The organism is Nocardia sp. NPDC024068 (assembly GCF_040638875.1).
Taxonomy (GTDB): domain Bacteria; phylum Actinomycetota; class Actinomycetes; order Mycobacteriales; family Mycobacteriaceae; genus Nocardia.
In genome coordinates this window covers 31,249-49,330 of sequence record NZ_JBEZYU010000043.1, presented here as the reverse complement: position 1 = coordinate 49,330, position 18,082 = coordinate 31,249, and the positions used below count along the sequence as shown (strand labels likewise).

The window sequence follows — 18,082 nt, the reverse complement described above, 5'->3', positions numbered from 1 at the left end:
CTGATCTGTCAGCCCTCGAGACTGGCGGCTGCGCCGCTTGGCTTCGAGGGCTGACAGCAGACGCGGGCCGAACCCTTTGTGGGCCTCGCTGAACTCGGCACCGGTGGCTCTGGCGTTTCAGCTGGTGAACCGCATTTCGCCAGTAAACTCTACACACTGGGCCAGCGGGCGATTCGGATGGCCGAGGGGCGTCGGAGTGTTCCATTCCCGGGCGCGTACGGAATTGCTGTCGCAATCCGGGTTGGCGCGGCAATGCAGGACAGCTCTGGAGTGTCCGGCGCCGGGACCCAGGGCGGAATTGCCCCCACACGTGGGCCGGGAAAGGCGCCCGAGGGCGCCCTCCGCGCCCTACCGGCCGGTGTAGTTGGGGGCCTCCACGGTCATGGTGATGTCGTGGGGATGGCTCTCCTTCAGACCCGCCGCGGTGATCTGGACGAACTGGGCTTCCTGCAGGCCCGCGATGGTGTGCGCGCCCGTATAACCCATGGCCGCCCGCAGACCACCGACCAGTTGATGGATCACCAGGTTCACCGGTCCACGGAACGGGACCCGGCCCTCGATGCCCTCGGGCACCAGTTTGTCCTCGGCCAGCACATCGTCCTGGAAATAGCGGTCCTTGGAGAAGGATTTCACCTGGCCGCGGCCCTGCATCGCGCCGAGGGAGCCCATTCCGCGGTAGCTCTTGAACTGTTTGCCACCCACCAGGATCAGTTCGCCGGGCGATTCCGCGGTACCGGCCAGCAGGGAGCCGAGCATCACGGTGGAGGCGCCCGCGGCGACGGCCTTGGCGATATCGCCGGAGAACTGGATACCGCCGTCGGCGATCACCGGGACTCCGGCGGGCGCGCAGGCGGCGACGGCTTCCAGGATGGCGGTGATCTGCGGGGCGCCGACCCCGGCGACCACCCGGGTGGTGCAGATGGAACCGGGGCCGACCCCGACCTTCACCGCGTCGGCGCCCGCCTCGACCAGGGCGGCGGCTCCGGCGCGGGTGGCGATATTGCCGCCGATGACCTGGATCCGGTCACCGACCTCCGCCTTGACCTTGCTCACCATGCTGAGCACCTGACGCTGATGTCCGTGCGCGGTGTCCACCACCAGCACATCGGCCCCGGCGTCGGCCAGGGTCATGGCGCGCGACCACGCGTCGTCGCCGACGCCGACCGCGGCGCCCACCAGCAGCCGGCCGTCCCGGTCCTTGGTGGCGTCGGGGAACTGATCGGTTTTCACGAAGTCCTTTACCGTGATCAGCCCGCGCAGCCTGCCCTCACCGTCGACGATCGGCAGCTTCTCGACCTTGTGGCGGCGCAGCAGACCCAGCGCGGCCTCCGCCGTCACGCCCTCCTGGGCCGTGATGAGCGGCGCCTTGGTCATCACATCGGCGACGCGCCGGTCCTGATCCACCTCGAAGCGCATATCGCGGTTGGTGATGATGCCGACCAGCGCGCCCTTCTCGTCCACCACCGGCAGGCCGGAGATCCGGAAGCGCGCGCACATGGCGTCGACCTCGGCGAGCGTATCGGTGGGACGGCAGGTCACCGGGTCGGTGACCATACCGGCCTCGGACCGTTTGACGGTCTCCACCTGACCCGCTTGATCGGCCACGGAGAGATTACGGTGCAGCACGCCCATCCCGCCCGCGCGCGCCATGGCGATCGCCATTCGCGCTTCGGTGACGGTATCCATGGCGGAGCTGACCAGTGGCGTGCGCAGCCGTACCTCGCGTGTCAGCTGGCTGGAGGTCTCGACCGCGCTGGGAATGAGATCCGAGGCGGCGGGCAGCAGCAGGACATCGTCGAAGGTGAGGCCGAGCATGGCGATCTTGTTCGGATCGTCACCACCCGTATGAGGGCGGACGGTGCGCTCGCCCGGTACGGGATTACTCATTCGGATCGACCCCTCCTGGACGTCGGCGGCGCTATCGGGGTATGGCGATCCGATAGCGAACTGTTACTGGGATTGGTTCACGACGCCGGCTCGATTCTCCGGCGGGTAGCCGGGTGATCGGGAGCTCGTCGGCGCCTGACACCATGGTATCGGTCCCCTTGGACCACGGATCAACTGAGGGCCGTGCCGATCGATCGACGGGCGGCACCGGAAACTGACGGCGCGGACGGCTGGCGCAGACCACCCTGTTCTGCGTACCGTGGGGATGTGCGTGACCACCTACCACCTGGCTTGCCGCCGGATCCGTTCGCCGGAGACCCCGCCGACCCGTCCGCCGCGCTCGATGCCATCGAGCCGGGGGAGCCGCTGGATCCTCATGAGCGCCTTGCGGTCGAAGAGGATCTCGCCGATCTCGCAGTCTACGAGGCGCTACTGGCCCACCGCGGTATCCGCGGGTTGGTGGTGAGCTGCGAGGACTGTCGGCAGGATCACTATCACGACTGGGATATGCTGCGCGCCAATCTCCTACAGCTCCTGGTCGACGGCACGGTTCGCCCGCATGAGCCCGCCTACGACCCGACTCCGGAAGCCTACGTCACCTGGGATTATTGCCGTGGTTACGCCGATGCTTCGATGAACGAGGCATTCCACGGCGACGGGTTCGACGCTTTCGACAGCTGAGTCCAGGCGGCCGGCGCCGTCCGGCTCGATCGGCCGACATGAGACGGCCGATCAATTTCGCGTGCCCCGATCGCACCCAGGGGCGCAACCACCGAGCACACGTCATCCGCACACTGCACCGAATCCCGTATACGAACGAGGAGTGGCCATCCACGGATGGATGGCCACTCCTGAAAAGCCGATCGCGACCGCGATCGGTTTTTTCGTTCTGCTGTTGACGGCGGCCGCCCAACCGACCCGGCTCAGTTGGGTGTGACTCCCGGAACCGTACTCGGCAGGATCTGCGGGGCCTGCGGGATCGAAGGCACCCCGGTCTGCGGTAGCTGCGGGGCAGGCGGTTCGACCGGCCCGGGTGAACTGACCGTGGACGGAGCCATCGTGGGCGGATCCACGGTGTCCGCACCGGGCCCGTCCGGCGTGGTCGGGCCCGGGACGTTCGGAGCGGTGGTGTCGGCGGAGCCGTCACCACCGGGCACCGAAGTCTCGGGAGCGGGAGTATCCGGAGCGGAAACGTCCGGCTTGCCGGCGTCGGGGGCCGGGCCCGGACGCTCGGGTGCGCCGGTATCGGGTGCGACCGGACGGTCACCGCCCGGGGAGCCGCCGGGCGAGCCCGGGAGTTCCATCGGGAGCTGGCTGCCGCCGCCGGGAGTCGTGGTCACCGTGCTGCCGGGCCGCTCGGTGCTACCGCCGGGTGCGGTACCGCCGGGTATCGACGGTTCGATCGGCGCGGCCGGATCCGGAGCCGGGACCGACTGCTCGAGCTGCGCCGCGATATCGGGTGCGACCTTGCGGACCACCTCGAACAGCTGATTCCACCGGTCGACCAGCTCATTACGCTTGACCGGGTCGTTGATCTGGGTGGCGTTCGCCGAAGCCTGTTCCAGCCGGGCCCGCGCCTGCTCGGGCTTGCCCTGTTCGAGCAGGGTCTGCGCCGCGGCCAGATTGTCGTCCGCGTACTGCACCACGGTGCTCTGCGCCTGCTCGCTGAAAACCACCTCTTTGACGCGCCACAGCGCGTCACCGGGTTCTGCCTGATACGAGAATGCCGAAAGGCCTCCGAACACCAGCGCCAGCGCCGCCGCGGTGGTGGCGATCGGACGCAGCAAGCGCAGCCGTCCGCCGGATTGCGCGCCGATCCGAGCCTGCCGGGCGCCGATCTCCTGGTTGACCGCCGCAACCACGGTATCGAGATCGGGCGCGTCCGGTAACGGCGGAGCCACGATCTCGGCCCGCCAATCCGCCAGCAGTGTCGCCAGCTGGAGTTCCTCGGTGCTCTCGGTGGGGATGGGCCCGCCACGGGCGATAGCGTTGATCAGTTCGTCATCACGACGGACCGCGACGATATCGACCGGTTCGGAACCGGCACCGGAGCCCTCGGCATAGGGATCGGTGTTCCGCGATGCACGCCGCGCCCACTTGTCGCCCCGACCGCGCCCGCCATCCCTAGCCATACATTTCACCTGCCCTCGCCACTTGTGCCTTCAATTTTGCGAGCGCCCTGTGCTGGGCAACCCGTATCGCTCCCGCCGTACTGCCCACGGCGGTCGCGGTTTCTTCTGCCGACAGACCCATGACCAAGCGCAGGATCAGGATCTCCCGATGTTTCTCCGGCAACGTCGCCAGCAGAGTGTTCATCTGCCGGCTGGTTTCCGATTCGAGAGCTCTCTGCTCCGGCCCGTGGTCGGTGGATATGACATCTGGTACTTCGGCCATCGCTTCCGCCTTGTTACGGGAGGCGTTGCGATGGGCGTCGGCGACCTTGTGCGAAGCGATTCCGTATACGAATGCCATGAACGGTCTGCCCTGGTCCTGATACCTGGGTAGCGCGGTCATGACCGCTAGACAGACCTCCTGCGCGACATCGTCCGCGGAGAGTTGTCCACGCTCCGCGGCACCGATCCGCGCGCGGCAATAGCGCATCACCAGCGGGCGGACCAATTCCAGTACCTGAGCTAAAGCGGACCTGTCGCCCTGCGCAGCGGCAGCGACGGCGCGGTCCAACTCTTCGCCCGTGTGCGTCATCGTCAGCGGTATTCCTGGCGTTACAAGTGGCACGGTCGGTGTTGACCGATGCTTCCGCCGGTCCAGCGGAACGGGATCAACAATAGGACACCGCCCCCGGCGGGGGTCGAGACGGTGGAACCTGGGTTACCGTCCGGCATCACCAAATCGACCGCCACGCTGCGCGATCAGGGCATGACACGCAGCAGCGTCACCGGCCGCCGTGTCGCGGTCGTTACCGGGGAGACCGGTCCGCAACATCGCGCATGCCCAGCGCAGCGGCAGGAGACCGAACTGCGCGCACTGGGCGTCGACCGTCCCGGCCAGGGCGGCGGCCCGGGCGAGATCCCCGGTCGCGCCGGCCGCCGCGGCGACCAACAGCCGCGATTTCACCTGATGCCGGACCGAAGGCCCCCGTACCGACAGTTCTAGCGCGGCCTCGGCCTCGGGCAGCGCCGCCGCGGCGCGCCCCTCGGCGAGCGCCGTCTCGGCCCGCACCCAGTGCAGCCGGACCCGCGCACGGGGCCGGTCGGCCGGGGCGGTGTCGAGCAATACGGCACAGCGGTCGAGCAACCGGCCCGCCAGCACGGTGCGGCCGGTACCGAGCGCATCGGCCGCCAGACCGGTCAGCGCGTCGGCAGCGGCGTCGAGACGATCGGGAACATCGCGATATCCGTCACCGGCCGCCGGACAGGTTCGGCGCGCCGCCGCGCCGGACAGGTCGTCGCGGATGACGGACAACCCGGGAAGTACGAGGGCGGCCGCCGCACCGTCGTCGTGGGCGGCGTCCGCGTGCCGGCCGAGCTGGCGCCGCAGCGATCCCGCAGTGGAGGCAGCCAGGGAGCGCAGTGCCGGATCGGTGGTCGCGTTGCGCAGCCTGCGCAGCGCTCCGCGCGCCGCGGCGTAATGCCCCGTGCCGCCCAGGGCGACAGCGCGCCACCAGAGTTCGAGGCCGTCGGCAGGCTCCGGCAACTCGGCAGCGGACCCACCGGGGTACGCACCGAACGCGGCGTCGGCGAGGGCGGTGGCGGAGGTTTCAGGGCAGGAAACAGCGGCGGACACCGGTGCACTGTACCGGCGGGCGAACCGTGACTCCGGGGAATATCCACCGCGTCCGCCGACCACGTACACGGCCAGCTATCTTCCAGCATTTTTCGAATCGAGAGTGTTTCTATCAGGTTAAACTCATCCGATCAATCCATGAGCACATACGCATCGAATTCGTCGCCGTTTCGGTTAATTAACCTGTACGCCGCCCGCAGGCCATCTGTGATCGTATCGAGATCGGCACCGCGTCCCGCGTTCTCCGGACGAAATTCGGTCCGGACCGATCCCGCCGCCGGAGTCATCGCGGCTACCTGCGAAAATGCCGACTAGCACCGGCGATGCGGAGGAACCGCTCGGGGGCAACCACACAGTATCGCCGCGCGATTAGCGGAAGTAAACAGTCCGCGAGGTTAAATTCTCAGCGCGAAATGTACGATAAATCAGAGCGTCGAACTATTGACGGAATTTCCATCGGGCCCCTAACGTAACTCATCGCCACGCAAGGCGCCGGATGAAATCACACCGGCACCCGAAGCAACGGTGCACCATGGCCGACGCACGTGGCCCCGACGTTCGCGCGAATGCCGGGTACCACGGAAAAAGTTGACCCATCACTCGCTCGACAATGCCGACGAGCTCGCGTCTACGAGGAGTTCAACCCATGCCCATGCCCACCCACCTTCCCGGACCGAACGCCGATGTCTGGGACTGGCAGATGCGCGGTTCCTGCCGGGGTGTGGACTCGGCGGTGTTCTTCCATCCCGATGGCGAACGAGGCAGAGCCCGGGCCGCTCGCGAGATGCGCGCGAAGGAAATCTGCCGGACCTGCCCGGTGCTGATGCAGTGCCGGTCGCATGCGCTGAAGGTCAGTGAGCCCTACGGCATCTGGGGCGGCATGTCGGAAACCGAGCGTGAGATGCACGCCCGCCGCAACCGCCGCCGGATGGCGGTGTAGCCTCCCCGGCCCACTCCCGGCCCGCGAGCGCGACACCACAATTCACCCGGGGCCGCATGCACTCTCGGTCATAGCATGGAGTTATTGTTATGACCGATGACACAGGAGAGTATCGAGCTCTCAGCGCTGTTGCAGCGCTGCGGCCACTCGGATGCCGAAGCTTTCGCAGAGTTCTACGACCGGACCCGCAGCAGGGTCTTCGGTCTGGTGCTGCGCGTGCTACAGGATCCCGGGTTCGCGGAGGAGACCACTCAGGAGGTCTACCTGCAGACATGGCGGACCGCGGCGAACTTCGATCCCGGCAGGGGATCGGCGGTGACCTGGTTGATGACCCTGGCCCACCGGCGCGCGGTCGACCGGGTGCGCGCCGAACAGGCGCATACCCAGCGTGAGATCGCGTACGGGGCCCGGATACTCGGCCACGAATACGACGAGGTCATCGAGGAGGTCGAGCGCATTCTGGACCACCAGGCGGTGGTGGTCGGGCTGCGCACGCTCACCGAGACGCAGCGGGAGGCGATTTCGCTGGCCTATTACGACGGCCGCACCTACGCCGAGGTGGCCCGCCAGCTCGATATCGGGCTGCCGACCGTGAAATCGCGTATCAGAGACGGTCTGACCCGGTTGAAGAACAGTATGGGCGCGCCGCCGTCGATCACCGACCGGCGGCCGATGAGAGAACGGGCCGTTCACATTCCGGGTTGAATGTGAACGGCCCGTTCTCTTCGTCCCGGAAACCGGGATCAAGGCCCGAGATCAGTGGGCGTGGCCGTGCCCGTGGTCGGCCTCGTCCTCGGCGGGCTTGTCCACCACGGCGCTCTCGGTGGTGAGCACCATCCGCGCCACCGACGCGGCGTTGATCACCGCGGAGCGGGTCACCTTGACCGGATCCACGACACCGGCGGCCAGCAGATCGCCGTAGCTCAGGGTCGCGGCGTTGAAGCCCGCTTCACCCTCGGTGACCTTGCTGACCACCACGGAGCCGTCGACGCCGGCGTTGGTGGCGATCCAGAACAGCGGAGCCCGCAGCGCGCCGCGCAGCACCTCCGCCCCGACGGCCTCGTCGCCCGACAGTCCGGCGATCAGCCCGTCGAGCTTGGCGCCCGCCTGGACCAGCGCGGAGCCGCCGCCCGCGACGATGCCTTCCTCGATCGCGGCCTTGGCCGCGCTGACCGCGTCCTCGACCCGGTACTTGCGTTCCTTGAGCGCGGTTTCGGTGGCCGCGCCGACACGGATCACCGCGACACCGCCGGCCAGCTTGGCCAGCCGCTCTTCCAGCTTCTCCCGGTCCCAATCGGAATCGGTGGCCTCGATCTCGCGGCGCAGCTGGGCGCTGCGGGCGGCGATATCGTCCTTGGTGCCCCCACCGTCGATGATGGTGGTGGCGTCCTTGGTGACCACGACGCGACGGGCCGAACCCAACACCTCGAGACCGGCTTCCCGGAGGTTGATGCCGAGATCCGGGTTGACGACCGTACCGGCGGTGACGACGGCCAGATCGTCGAGGAACGCCTTGCGGCGGTCACCGAAGAACGGCGCCTTCACCGCGACGGCCTTGAGGGTCTTGCGGATCGAGTTCACGACCAGGGTGGACAGCGCCTCGCCCTCGACGTCCTCGGCGATGATCAGGACCGGCTTACCGGATTCGGCGATCTTCTCCAGCAGCGGCAGCAGGTCCGGCAGGGAGCTGATCTTCTCGCGGTGCAGCAGGATCTGCACATCCTCGTAGACGGCTTCCTGGCTGTCACCGTCGGTGATGAAATACGGCGACAGGTAACCCTTGTCGAACTGGACGCCCTCGGTGACGACCAGTTCGGTCTCCAGGGTGGAGGACTCCTCCACGGTGACCACGCCGTCCTCGCCGACGGTGGTCAGTGCCTTGGCGACCATTTCGCCGATCACCTCGTCACGCGAGGACACGGTGGCGACCTGGGCGATGGCCTGCTCGCCGCTGACCGGGGTGGCCGCAGCCAGCAGCGCCTCGGATACCGCGTCGGCCGCGACGGCCAGGCCCGCACCGATCGCGATCGGGTTGGCGCCCGCGGCGATGTTCTTCAGACCTCCACGCACCATGGCCTGCGCCAGCACGGTGGCAGTGGTGGTTCCGTCGCCGGCGACGTCGTTGGTCTTGGTGGCGACGCTCTTGACGAGCTGGGCGCCGAGGTTCTCGAAAGGATCCTCGAGATCGATATCACGCGCGATGGTGACACCGTCGTTGGTGACGGTCGGCCCGCCGAACGATTTGGCCAGCACCACATGCCGGCCGCGCGGCCCCAGGGTGACCTTGACCGCGTCGGCGAGTTTGTCGACACCGCGCTCCAGCGCCCGGCGAGCCTGCTCGTCGAACTGGATCTGCTTTGCCATATGTCTTCGCTCCTGTATCTGGTGCGCTTCGAGTTGTGTGGCACAACGCACTCCGCCCCGGGCCAGAGTTCGACACCGGGGCGGAACGCATGCGCGGCAGTCGAATTACTTGCCGACGACAGCCAGCACGTCGCGCGCGGACAGGATCAGGTATTCCTCACCCTGGTACTTGATCTCGGTACCGCCGTACTTGCTGTAGATGACGGTGTCGCCCTCCTGGACATCCAGCGGGATGCGCTTCTCACCTTCGTCGTCCCACCGGCCGGGGCCGACGGCGACAACGGTGCCTTCCTGCGGCTTCTCCTTGGCCGTATCGGGGATGACCAGGCCGGAGGCGGTCGTCGTCTCGGCCTCGTTGGCCTGGACGAGGATCTTGTCCTCGAGCGGCTTGATGTTCACGCTCGCCACGTTGAGCCCTCCACTTTCAGGGGATTACGGTCGTCCGGAACTGTTGTCCCGGACCATCGATTCGGTCACGATGCTGACCCTGCGCAAAGCCCCGTCGTCGCGGGTGCCGGGACCGCCTGCTCAGTAGTCAAGCCTGGCACCGGGCAACAATCGGTGCCAGCTAGCACTCTATACATCCGAGTGCCAGCGCTCAAGGCCGGGCGGTGCCAATACCGCGAAGATTCATCGCGAGTCGACTGTGTTGTCACGAACACGCCACGAACCGTGCGCGCTGGTCGGCGGGTTGAGATCACGGATCCCCGGGTAGACCTGAGGAAAGAGGGCTTCCCAATAATTCTCGAACTCTGTAACGTTCGGATAACAGATCGTGACACCATGTGTGATGGTTGTTCGTGAAGCCCCCGCTCACCGCAGACGGCGGTGGCTTCGCGAACAACTTTCGGCATGTCCGGGGTAGCCCGTGCAGCGAACCAGGTTCCGCTCGAAGGGAGGTGAAGGGAATATGCGCACATCGCTCGGCATCTCCGCCGGCGACGAAGTGGTCTGCTCCGCGCTGGTGACCACCGCGGCCAATGGTGCGCGGCGTTTCGACTACCGGGTCGTCTCGGCCGAGGCGCATTCCGATCTGGGCGATCTGGTCGCCTCCTCGATCGAGCTGATGACCACTCAGCTGCCCGCCTCCCATCAACACGAGGCGATCTTCGGCGCGCAGGTTCCCCCCGCGCGCACCTCCGGTCTCGATGTGGTCGCCGACCGCCCGCCCACCGGGGTCGCGGTGGCCTACCGCAGCAAAGAACAGGCGCATGCGATCCGGCTGGCCACCGGCAAGCACCGGCAGCCGCAACTGGTTCCGGAAACCACCGCCGCCCTCACCTTCCTGCGCGATACCGGTCTGCTCGACCGCTACGCCACGGTGGCCGTGATCGACCTGGGCGCCTCCGGCTGCACCGTCTCCGTCGCGGAACCGGCCGACGGCACGGTGCTGCACACCGCGCGCTCCACCGGCGTCAGCGGCCGCGCGATCGATGATCTGCTGTACCGGCATCTGGTCGACCAGCACTACGCCAAGCGCGGCACCCGGCCCAACCGCAGCGTGCTGGTCAATCGGGCGCGAACCGCCAAGGAACATCTGTCGGTCGCCCAGGCCGTAACGGTCGACCATATCGCCGGCCGCCCGCTGAAGCTCACGCGTCCGGATTTCGACCTGCTCACCGCCCGGCTGATGCGGGAACTGACCCGTTTCGCCTCCATGACCTTCGGTATGGCCGACCGCGCTCCGGAGGCCGTCGTGGTGATCGGCGGCGGCGCGAATATCCCGGTGGTCCTCGAGACGCTGCGCACCGAACTCGACCTGCCCGTGCTGACCGTGCCGGATCCCGACGCGGTGATCGCCAAGGGCGCCGCGCTGCTCGCCGATACCGCACGGTCGAACGGGCCGATCGGCGCACTCACTCCGGAGAAGTCCGGCAACACGCTCCTCAAGGCATTCGGCACGGTGGCCGGAGCCATTGTGGTCGTGGGCCTGATCGTCGGCTACGGGGTGAACACCATCGCCCCCAGCTCCGACGAAGAGGTCTCCCCCGCCGGCACCACCAGCAGTGCGCAGGTGCCACCCCCGACGACCTCGGCCGCTCCCACCACCACCGTGACGCCGACCACGGTGGAAGAGGTTCCGCAGCAACCGGTCGACGCGACCACCGACGCCGCCGAGCCGACCGGCGAGCCCCCGGTGACGGCGGAGCCCACCACGGAAATGCCCTATACGCACGGCGAGTCGACGACCACCACCGTGCCGCCGGCCACGACCACCACCGGGTCCGCCCAGGCCGGGCCGGAGCCGTCGCAACCGACCCTGCGACCGGATCCGAATCTGCCGCCCATCCCCTTCCCGGAGGGGCTGGGTCCCGGCATCCTGGCGCCGCAGCCCTCCGAGGAATCGCCCGCTCCGGATGCTCCCTCCACTTCGGACGCACCGTCGCCCGGTGGTTCACAGAGCACCGAGACCACCATCCAGATCACGCCCCCGGTTCCTCCGCCACCGCGGTTGCCGGGATCGGGTTCCGCCGGATAGCCCGCGTCTTCTTCGGCGGCCGCCGAAACCCGCCCGGACCGGACCGAAACCGGTACCGCGGAGGCCTGTGGTTCAGCCCACCTGGCTGACGGAGACCGGCAGCCCAGGATCCGACGCCACCGACAGCGGCGACGGCGCCGCGCCGCCGCCGATCACATGCGCGCCCAGAGCCGCGATCATCACCCCGTTATCGGTGCACAACCGCGGTTTCGGGATACGCAACGTCAGACCGGCCGCGGCGCAGCGCTCTTGGGCGAGCGATCGGATCCGGCTGTTGGCGGTGGCCCCGCCACCGAGCACGAGGGTGTCGACGCCGACATCGTGGGCGGCGCGAACCGCTTTCATCGTGAGCACATCGGCGACCGCCTCCTGGAACGAGGCCGCGATATCGGAGAGCGGCAGCTGCTCGGTCGCCACTCCTTGGCGGTGCTGTCCCTCCACATACCGGGCCACCGCGGTTTTCAGTCCGGAGAAGGAGAAGTCGTAGCGCGGATCGCGCGGGCCGGTCATACCGCGCGGGAAGGCGATCGCCGCCGGATCGCCGGTGGTCGCGGCCGCGTCGAGAGCGGGACCGCCGGGATACCCGAGGTCCAGCAGCCGGGCCACCTTGTCGAACGCTTCGCCGGCCGCGTCGTCGACGGTGCTGCCGAGTTCGACCAGCGGCTCCGACAGGTCCCGCACCTGCAGCAGATGGGTGTGCCCGCCCGAGACCAGCAGTGCCACACAGGGCGGCATCGGGCCGTGTTCGAGCGTGTCCACCGCGACATGCCCGCCCAGATGGTTCAGGGCGTAGAAGGGGATATCCCAGGCCGCCGCGTAGGCTTTCGCGGCCGCGACACCGACCAGCAGCGCACCGGCGAGCCCTGGACCGATCGTGACTGCCAGCGCGTCCGGGGCGGTGATGCCCGCGGTGGCCAGCGCGCGGCGCATGGCGGGCACAATCGCCTCGAGGTGGGCGCGCGAGGCGATCTCGGGCACCACACCGCCGAATCGGGCGTGCTCGGCAACGCTGGAGGCGACCTCGTCGGCCAGGAGTTCACAGGTCCCGTCGGGGTGGCGGCGGACGATTCCGACGCCGGTCTCGTCACAGGAACTCTCGATCCCCATGACGATCACGACAGCACCTCGTCGGGGGTACGGGCGAACCCGGTGGCCGTATCGGCGAGCGCGGGCCGGCGCATCGTATAGGCGTCGGCGCCGCTGGGGTGGTAGTAGTTCTTGCGCAGTCCGATGATGTGGAATCCGTGTTTGGCGTACAGCGCGATCGCCGCGGCGTTATCGGTGCGCACCTCCAGGAACACCGGACCGCCGCGCCGTCCCGCTTCGGCGAGCAGCGCTTCCAGCAATACGGTGCCGATACCGGCGCGATGACACGTCGGATCGACACCGATGGTGTGCACCTCGGCCTCGGGATGTTCGGCATCACCGAGCAGCGCGATCCCCGCGTAGCCCACCATGTTCCCGGCGTCGTCGCGGGCGGTGATGTAGCGGTTGTAACGGGCCGCCAGTTCGGAGCGGAACGCCACGGCGTGCCACGGATCGTCCTCCGGGAACAGGAGCTGCTCCAGTTCCACACACCCGTCGATATCGGTCGGCACCATGGGTTCGATGCGAATGCCCAACGTCATGCTCCCATCCGGTCGAGGGTGCGGTAGCTGCGCTCGACCGCGTCGGGCCGGCGCAGGTACAGCGGAACCAGTGGTTCGGGCGCCGCGCCGGACAACAGCGCGGGCGCGGCAACGTGTACCAGTCCGGCGGGTGAGGGTGTCCGCACGCCCAGCGCCGGCAGGTCGAACAGCGGAGTGTGATCCGGCGATCCGGCGATCACGGTCGCGCCGGCGGGATCCAGATCGGCCGGTTTGCTCACCTCGGGCCCGGCGATGCGGAGCGCACCGCGTTCGCGATACCGCGCGGAGTACACCTCGCGGCGCCGCGCGTCGGTGACGACCAGCAGTTCGTCGTCGGCGCCGAGACCGGCCGCACATTCGGCCGCGACGGCATCCAGGCTGCACACGCCGTACACCGGGATTCCCAGCGCGTCACCGAACGCGGCCGCGGTCGCCATCCCGACCCGCAGGCCGGTGAAAGGTCCGGGACCGATACCGGCCACCACCGCCGCGATATCGGCCCGGGCGGCCCCGGCCTCGGCCAGGCATTCCAGGATCAGCGGGGTGAGCGCCTCGGCATGGGCGCGGGCATCGACGAGTACCCGGGCGGCGAGCGTGCGCGGATGAGCGGCGTCCGGCGCGGGCGCACCGACGGCCACCTGCTCCAGTTCGACCAGCCCCGCCGTGACGGCAGGCGTCGCGGTGTCGACAGCAAGTGCAAGCATGATCTGGTCAACGATACCGGGTGACCTGCCCCACACGGTGGTGGCGCACGGCGCCCGGCCGGCGGTCACCGGAGACCGGCGGCCGCTAATCGGCGTGGCCGGTATGCACCCACTCCCAAGCTGCCCTGCGCACTTCGGATTCCGGTTCGCGCGACATCCGCACCAGCAGATGCCGGCCCGCCAATCGCTCCACCACGCCACTGCCCCACTCCACCACCACGACCGCGTCGTCGAGTTCGGTATCCAGATCGAGCGCGTCGAGTTCGTCCAGACTTCCCCCGAGCCGGTAGGCGTCCACGTGTACCAGCGGTACCGGCGGACCGCCCGCGCGCGCCCCCGGAGGGTGCCGGCGCGCGATCACGAAGGTCGGTGAGCTGACGCGGCCGCCGACGCCCAGCCCCGCGGCGATACCCCGCGTGAGTGCCGTCTTACCCGCGCCCAGCGGCCCGTCGAGCACCACCAGATCACCCGCGGCCAGGGTGGCGGCCAGTTCACGCCCGAGCGCCTCGGTATCGCCGACGGTGGGCAGTTCGCGTTCGCCGCGCTCAGCCACCGGTCGCCTCCGAGACATCGTCCTCGCCGACGACTCCCGCACGCACCAGTAAGCGGTCCAGGGCGGCGTTGGTCTGCTCCGGGTACTGCAGTTGCGGCATATGCGCGCATTCGGTGATCCGCACGAGTTCGCAATCACCCAGTTCACGTTCCAGCGCAAGGGAATTGCGGAACGGGATCACCAGATCTCTGGTACCACCGAGGACCAGGGTCGGAATATCGCGCAGTACCGGCAGCGCCGCGGCCTCGTCGTGCAGTTCGATCGCCTTCAGGAACTTCACCACCGATTCCACCGGAGTGCGATCGATCATCATGGTGGCGAAACGGGAGAGTGTCGGGCTCACCGGCCCGTGGAACGAACTCACGTGCAGGATCGGCGTGATGAGATGCCGGGCCGTCACCCGGCCCGCTTGCACCAGCGCGGGTGCGGTGTGCACGGCCAGCCGGAAACCGTCGATCGCCGGGTTGCGCAGCAACTGGCCGATACCCGCGGAACCGACCTCCGCGGCCGAGGTCGACAACAGCGCGACCGCGCGCACCCGCTGGGCGAACAGTCCGCGGGCATGAGCGGCCGCGGCCAGCACGGCCATCCCGCCCAGCGAATGCCCGACCAGGATCAGCGGTCCGCGCGGCGCGCGGGCGTCGATCACCGTCAGCAGGTCGCGGCCCAGTTGATCGACGGTGCAACTTTCGGCCTGCGGTGTTCCCGAACGCCCGTGTCCGCGCAGGTCGAACATCAGCATCCGCAACCGGGACCCCCAGCGTTCGGCCAGGTGACGACGCTGGAAGTGGAAGGACTCCATACTGTTGCAGAAGCCGTGCACGAAAACCACGGTGGCATCGGCATCGGCCGAACCCCACTCCCGGGTGGCCAGGCACACCCCGTCGTCGGCGATCACCTCCCCCGCACGGTCGAGGTCGATCAGCGCGAAGTTCTCGTCCCGGTACTCGTCGCGGACCGGTGGCCACAACACCTTCGCACCGGCTCGGCGCAGCGCATGCACCCCCGCCATGGCGCCGACGATCCCGGCCGTGGCCAGTCCGCCCCGCAAAAGTGTCGTCCGTGATTTCACCGCGCTCCTCCCCGGTACCGGCGGTGTACCCGTCCGCGGGGCGAGCACACCACTTCGTAGTGGATCGTGCCCAGTATGTCGGCCCAATCCTGGGCATGGGGTTCCCCGTGATCGCCGGGTCCGAACAGGATCGCGGGATCGCCCTCGGCGACACCGTCGGCGTTGTCCCCCAGATCGACCACCAACTGGTCCATGCACACCCGGCCCCGGTTGGGCCGGCGGCGCCCGCCGACCCAGACCTCCATCCGCCCACCCAGCGGGCGGAAGACGCCGTCGGCGTAGCCGGCCGGAATCAGCGCCACGGTGGTATCGGCGGGAGCGGTCCACTCGTGCCCGTAGGACACGCCCTCGCCCGCGGCGACATGTTTGACCAGGGCCACCTCCGCCTGGAAGGTCATGGCCGGGCGCAGGCCGAAGTCCCCGATATCGGGCACCGGGGTCAGGCCGTAGACGGCGATACCGGGACGAACCATGTCGAAGGCCAGATCCGGCCTGGTCAACGTGGCCGCGGAATTGGCGAGGTGCACCAGTTCGGGCTCGAGTCCGTGGTCCTTGGCGGCGGCGACGGCTTCCAGGAACCGGTCGCGCTGCAGATCGATCACGGGGTGATAGGGCTCGTCGGCGTGCGCGAGGTGGGAGAAGATCGCCCGGAAACGCACGGCTTCCTCGTCGACGAGTTTGCGCAGGGTGGCGAGCACCACGGGATAGATATGCGGATCGACACCGTTGCGGTTGAGCCCGGTATCGACCTTGAGCGTGACGGTAGCGGACCGGCCCAGCTCGCGGGCCGCGACAGCGACCGCGTCCAGCTGTTCCGGCGAGGAGACCCCGATCTCGATATCGGCCGCGATCGCGGCGGCGTAATCCGCGTCATACGCATTGAGCCAGCACAGGATCGGCGCCCGGATACCGGCCTCACGCAGGGCCACCGCCTCTTCCACCGTGGTGACCCCGAGTTCGGCGGCCCCCGCGGCCAGCGCCGCCCGCGCGACCTCGACGGCCCCGTGGTTGTAGCCGTCGGCTTTGACCACCGTCATCACCGCGGCAGCACCGGCGTGCGCGCGCAGCACACCCACGTTGTGCGCGATGGCGTCCAGATCGACAACGGTCTCCACTTGCCCATTCACAGTTGCCGATACTGCCATCTCCGGCGAGCCGCCCGGACCACGGCCACCCGCCCCGGCCCGGGCCGGATCTCAGGTGCGCAGGGCCCGCAGTGTGGCAACAGCCTCCGGGATGCGGCGCAACAGAGGCGTGGCCGATATCGGCGCCGCACCCTCGCCCCCGGGGACCGCGGCATGCGCGGCCAGGCCGGCGGCCAGGGCATGTACCCGGGCGGCCGCGGCCGCCGCCCAGGCCGGGTCACGACCGGCGGCCAGCAGCGCACCGATCACACCCGACAGCACATCGCCCGCGCCCGCCGTCGCCGCCCAGGAGCCACCCGCTTCGTTGACCAGCACCGGGCGACCCGGTTCGGTGACCAGGGTGGCACGCCCTTTCAGCAGCACGGTCACCTGCCACGCCGCGGCCAGTTCGCGGACCGCGGCGACCCGATCGGCGCCCGGTTCGTGACCGGCGAGCCGGGCGAACTCACCGGCATGCGGGGTGAGCACAGTGGGCGCCCGCCGACCCCGGACCAGCCCCGGTTCATCGGCGAGCAGAGTGAGCCCGTCGGCGTCGACCACGACCGGCACCTCGGCGCCCAGGATCTCGGCAAGCCGGTCGCGGGCGGCGGTATCGGTACCGGAACCGGGTCCGAAGACCCACGCCTGTACCCGTCCGGCGTCCGCGAGCCGGGGCACCGCGACGACCTCCGGCCGGTGCGCGAGCACCGCCGAATGCGCGGTACCGGCGTAGCGCACCATCCCGGAGGTCGCCGCCACCGCCGCGCCCGTACAGAGCACCGCCGCGCCCGGATAGGTCTCGCTCCCCGCGCAGACCCCGGTGACCCCCTGGCTGTACTTGTCGTCGTCCGGCCCCGGCACCGGCCAGCCCGCCCCCACCGCCGCCGGATCCAGCGCGGCGAGACCGGGTTCGGGCAGCTGTAATCCGATGGGCACCAGCTCGATTCGGCCGCAGCGTGCGGCCGCCAGGGCATGGACCGGTTTCCGGGCGCCGAAAGCCACCGTGATATCGGCGCGGACGGCCGGCCCGGTGACCGCGCCGGTATCCGGGTCGACCCCGCTCGGCAGATCCGCGGCCACGATCGGAACATCCAGCCCCGCAACGATCCTCGCCGCCTCCGGGCGCAGCGGCCCGCGGCCGGAGATCCCCACGATCCCGTCGATCACCAGATCCGCGCCCGCCAATTCCGTGGTGGCCCGGGCCGTATCGGCGCAGACGCGGCCCCCGGACCTCCGGAGCGCGGCCAGGCCCGCGGTATGCGCCCGATCCGGATTCAGCAGTACCGCGACGACCACCACACCGCGTCTGCGCAGCATCGTCCCGGCCCACAAGGCGTCGCCGCCGTTGTCCCCGGACCCCACCAGCAGGCCGACCGTCCGGCCGGCGACGCCGCCGCAGCGGGCTCGCAGTTCGGCCGCGACCACCCCCGCCAGCCCATAGGCGGCGCGTCGCATCGGCTCCCCGGCGGGGACCCGGGTGAACAGGTCGGCCTCGGCCGACCGCACCTCGTCGGCGGTGTAATAGCCGGTCACCGAACACACCTCCACACTCGGACGGACAGCGACTTCAGCAGACTACGCTTGACT

17 protein-coding genes are annotated in these 18,082 nt (G+C 69.0%); 4 read left to right on the top strand and 13 right to left on the bottom strand.

Going from position 1 to position 18,082, the window contains the following annotated elements:
* Nucleotides 1-348 precede the first annotated feature (348 nt).
* Nucleotides 349-1,887 (bottom strand): IMP dehydrogenase, encoded by a 1,539-nt coding sequence (gene guaB, locus AB0F41_RS24350; protein ID WP_357427515.1) that lies wholly within the window; start codon nucleotides 1,885-1,887, stop codon nucleotides 349-351.
* 267 nt (nucleotides 1,888-2,154) lie between these two features.
* On the opposite strand from guaB, the gene AB0F41_RS24345 reads away from it, so the two are divergent.
* Nucleotides 2,155-2,568 carry a DUF5319 domain-containing protein gene (locus tag AB0F41_RS24345; RefSeq protein WP_030522220.1) on the top strand — a complete coding sequence of 138 codons (414 nt, stop codon included), beginning with the start codon at nucleotides 2,155-2,157 and terminating at the stop codon, nucleotides 2,566-2,568.
* Nucleotides 2,569-2,810: 242 nt separating this feature from the next.
* On the opposite strand, the gene AB0F41_RS24340 is transcribed toward AB0F41_RS24345, so the two are convergent.
* From AB0F41_RS24340 to AB0F41_RS24330, 3 genes are all read right to left on the bottom strand, one after another.
* Nucleotides 2,811-4,019 (bottom strand): anti-sigma-D factor RsdA, encoded by a 1,209-nt coding sequence (locus AB0F41_RS24340; RefSeq protein WP_357427513.1) that lies wholly within the window; start codon nucleotides 4,017-4,019, stop codon nucleotides 2,811-2,813.
* Nucleotides 4,012-4,590 carry a sigma-70 family RNA polymerase sigma factor gene (locus tag AB0F41_RS24335; RefSeq protein WP_357427511.1) on the bottom strand — a complete coding sequence of 193 codons (579 nt, stop codon included), beginning with the start codon at nucleotides 4,588-4,590 and terminating at the stop codon, nucleotides 4,012-4,014. Before AB0F41_RS24335 ends, AB0F41_RS24340 begins: the two co-directional genes overlap by 8 nt.
* 126 nt (nucleotides 4,591-4,716) lie before the next feature.
* Nucleotides 4,717-5,631, bottom strand: coding sequence for a hypothetical protein (locus tag AB0F41_RS24330; RefSeq protein ID WP_357427509.1), 915 nt, complete (start codon nucleotides 5,629-5,631; stop codon nucleotides 4,717-4,719).
* A 646-nt stretch (nucleotides 5,632-6,277) separates the two neighbouring features.
* Between AB0F41_RS24330 and AB0F41_RS24325 the strand changes: the two genes are divergently transcribed.
* Complete coding sequence (locus AB0F41_RS24325) at nucleotides 6,278-6,571, top strand: WhiB family transcriptional regulator (RefSeq protein WP_357427507.1); 294 nt, start codon at nucleotides 6,278-6,280, stop codon at nucleotides 6,569-6,571.
* A gap of 96 nt (nucleotides 6,572-6,667) precedes the next feature.
* Nucleotides 6,668-7,276 carry a sigma-70 family RNA polymerase sigma factor gene (locus tag AB0F41_RS24320; RefSeq protein ID WP_357427505.1) on the top strand — a complete coding sequence of 203 codons (609 nt, stop codon included), beginning with the start codon at nucleotides 6,668-6,670 and terminating at the stop codon, nucleotides 7,274-7,276.
* 51 nt (nucleotides 7,277-7,327) lie between these two features.
* On the opposite strand, the gene groL is transcribed toward AB0F41_RS24320, so the two are convergent.
* Nucleotides 7,328-8,935 carry a chaperonin GroEL gene (gene groL, locus AB0F41_RS24315; RefSeq protein ID WP_357427503.1) on the bottom strand — a complete coding sequence of 536 codons (1,608 nt, stop codon included), beginning with the start codon at nucleotides 8,933-8,935 and terminating at the stop codon, nucleotides 7,328-7,330.
* Between the two features lie 105 nt (nucleotides 8,936-9,040).
* A complete protein-coding gene (groES, locus tag AB0F41_RS24310) occupies nucleotides 9,041-9,343 on the bottom strand; it encodes a co-chaperone GroES (RefSeq protein ID WP_030522227.1) in 303 nt (100 codons plus the stop codon).
* 502 nt (nucleotides 9,344-9,845) lie between these two features.
* On the opposite strand from groES, the gene AB0F41_RS24305 reads away from it, so the two are divergent.
* Complete coding sequence (locus tag AB0F41_RS24305; protein ID WP_357427501.1) at nucleotides 9,846-11,414, top strand: Hsp70 family protein; 1,569 nt, start codon at nucleotides 9,846-9,848, stop codon at nucleotides 11,412-11,414.
* A gap of 72 nt (nucleotides 11,415-11,486) precedes the next feature.
* On the opposite strand, the gene tsaD is transcribed toward AB0F41_RS24305, so the two are convergent.
* The 7 genes from tsaD to AB0F41_RS24270 all read right to left on the bottom strand — a co-directional run bounded on the left by tsaD (nucleotide 11,487) and on the right by AB0F41_RS24270 (nucleotide 18,028).
* Nucleotides 11,487-12,530, bottom strand: a complete 1,044-nt coding sequence (gene tsaD, locus AB0F41_RS24300; protein ID WP_357427498.1) for a tRNA (adenosine(37)-N6)-threonylcarbamoyltransferase complex transferase subunit TsaD — start codon at nucleotides 12,528-12,530, stop codon at nucleotides 11,487-11,489.
* Nucleotides 12,527-13,036, bottom strand: coding sequence for a ribosomal protein S18-alanine N-acetyltransferase (gene rimI / locus AB0F41_RS24295; protein ID WP_357427523.1), 510 nt, complete (start codon nucleotides 13,034-13,036; stop codon nucleotides 12,527-12,529). Before rimI ends, tsaD begins: the two co-directional genes overlap by 4 nt.
* Before the next feature lie 2 nt (nucleotides 13,037-13,038).
* Entirely contained in the window at nucleotides 13,039-13,746 is a 708-nt protein-coding gene (gene tsaB / locus AB0F41_RS24290) for a tRNA (adenosine(37)-N6)-threonylcarbamoyltransferase complex dimerization subunit type 1 TsaB (protein WP_357427497.1), read from the bottom strand.
* An 85-nt stretch (nucleotides 13,747-13,831) separates the two neighbouring features.
* Nucleotides 13,832-14,317, bottom strand: coding sequence for a tRNA (adenosine(37)-N6)-threonylcarbamoyltransferase complex ATPase subunit type 1 TsaE (gene tsaE / locus AB0F41_RS24285; RefSeq protein ID WP_357427495.1), 486 nt, complete (start codon nucleotides 14,315-14,317; stop codon nucleotides 13,832-13,834).
* The gene (locus AB0F41_RS24280) at nucleotides 14,292-15,311 is read right to left on the bottom strand and encodes an alpha/beta hydrolase (RefSeq protein WP_357427521.1); all 1,020 of its coding nucleotides are present in this window, start codon (nucleotides 15,309-15,311) and stop codon (nucleotides 14,292-14,294) included. Before AB0F41_RS24280 ends, tsaE begins: the two co-directional genes overlap by 26 nt.
* Nucleotides 15,312-15,367: 56 nt before the next feature.
* Entirely contained in the window at nucleotides 15,368-16,516 is a 1,149-nt protein-coding gene (gene alr / locus AB0F41_RS24275) for an alanine racemase (protein WP_357427493.1), read from the bottom strand.
* 51 nt (nucleotides 16,517-16,567) lie between these two features.
* The gene (locus AB0F41_RS24270) at nucleotides 16,568-18,028 is read right to left on the bottom strand and encodes an NAD(P)H-hydrate dehydratase (protein WP_357427491.1); all 1,461 of its coding nucleotides are present in this window, start codon (nucleotides 18,026-18,028) and stop codon (nucleotides 16,568-16,570) included.
* Between the last annotated feature and the right edge of the window lie 54 nt (nucleotides 18,029-18,082).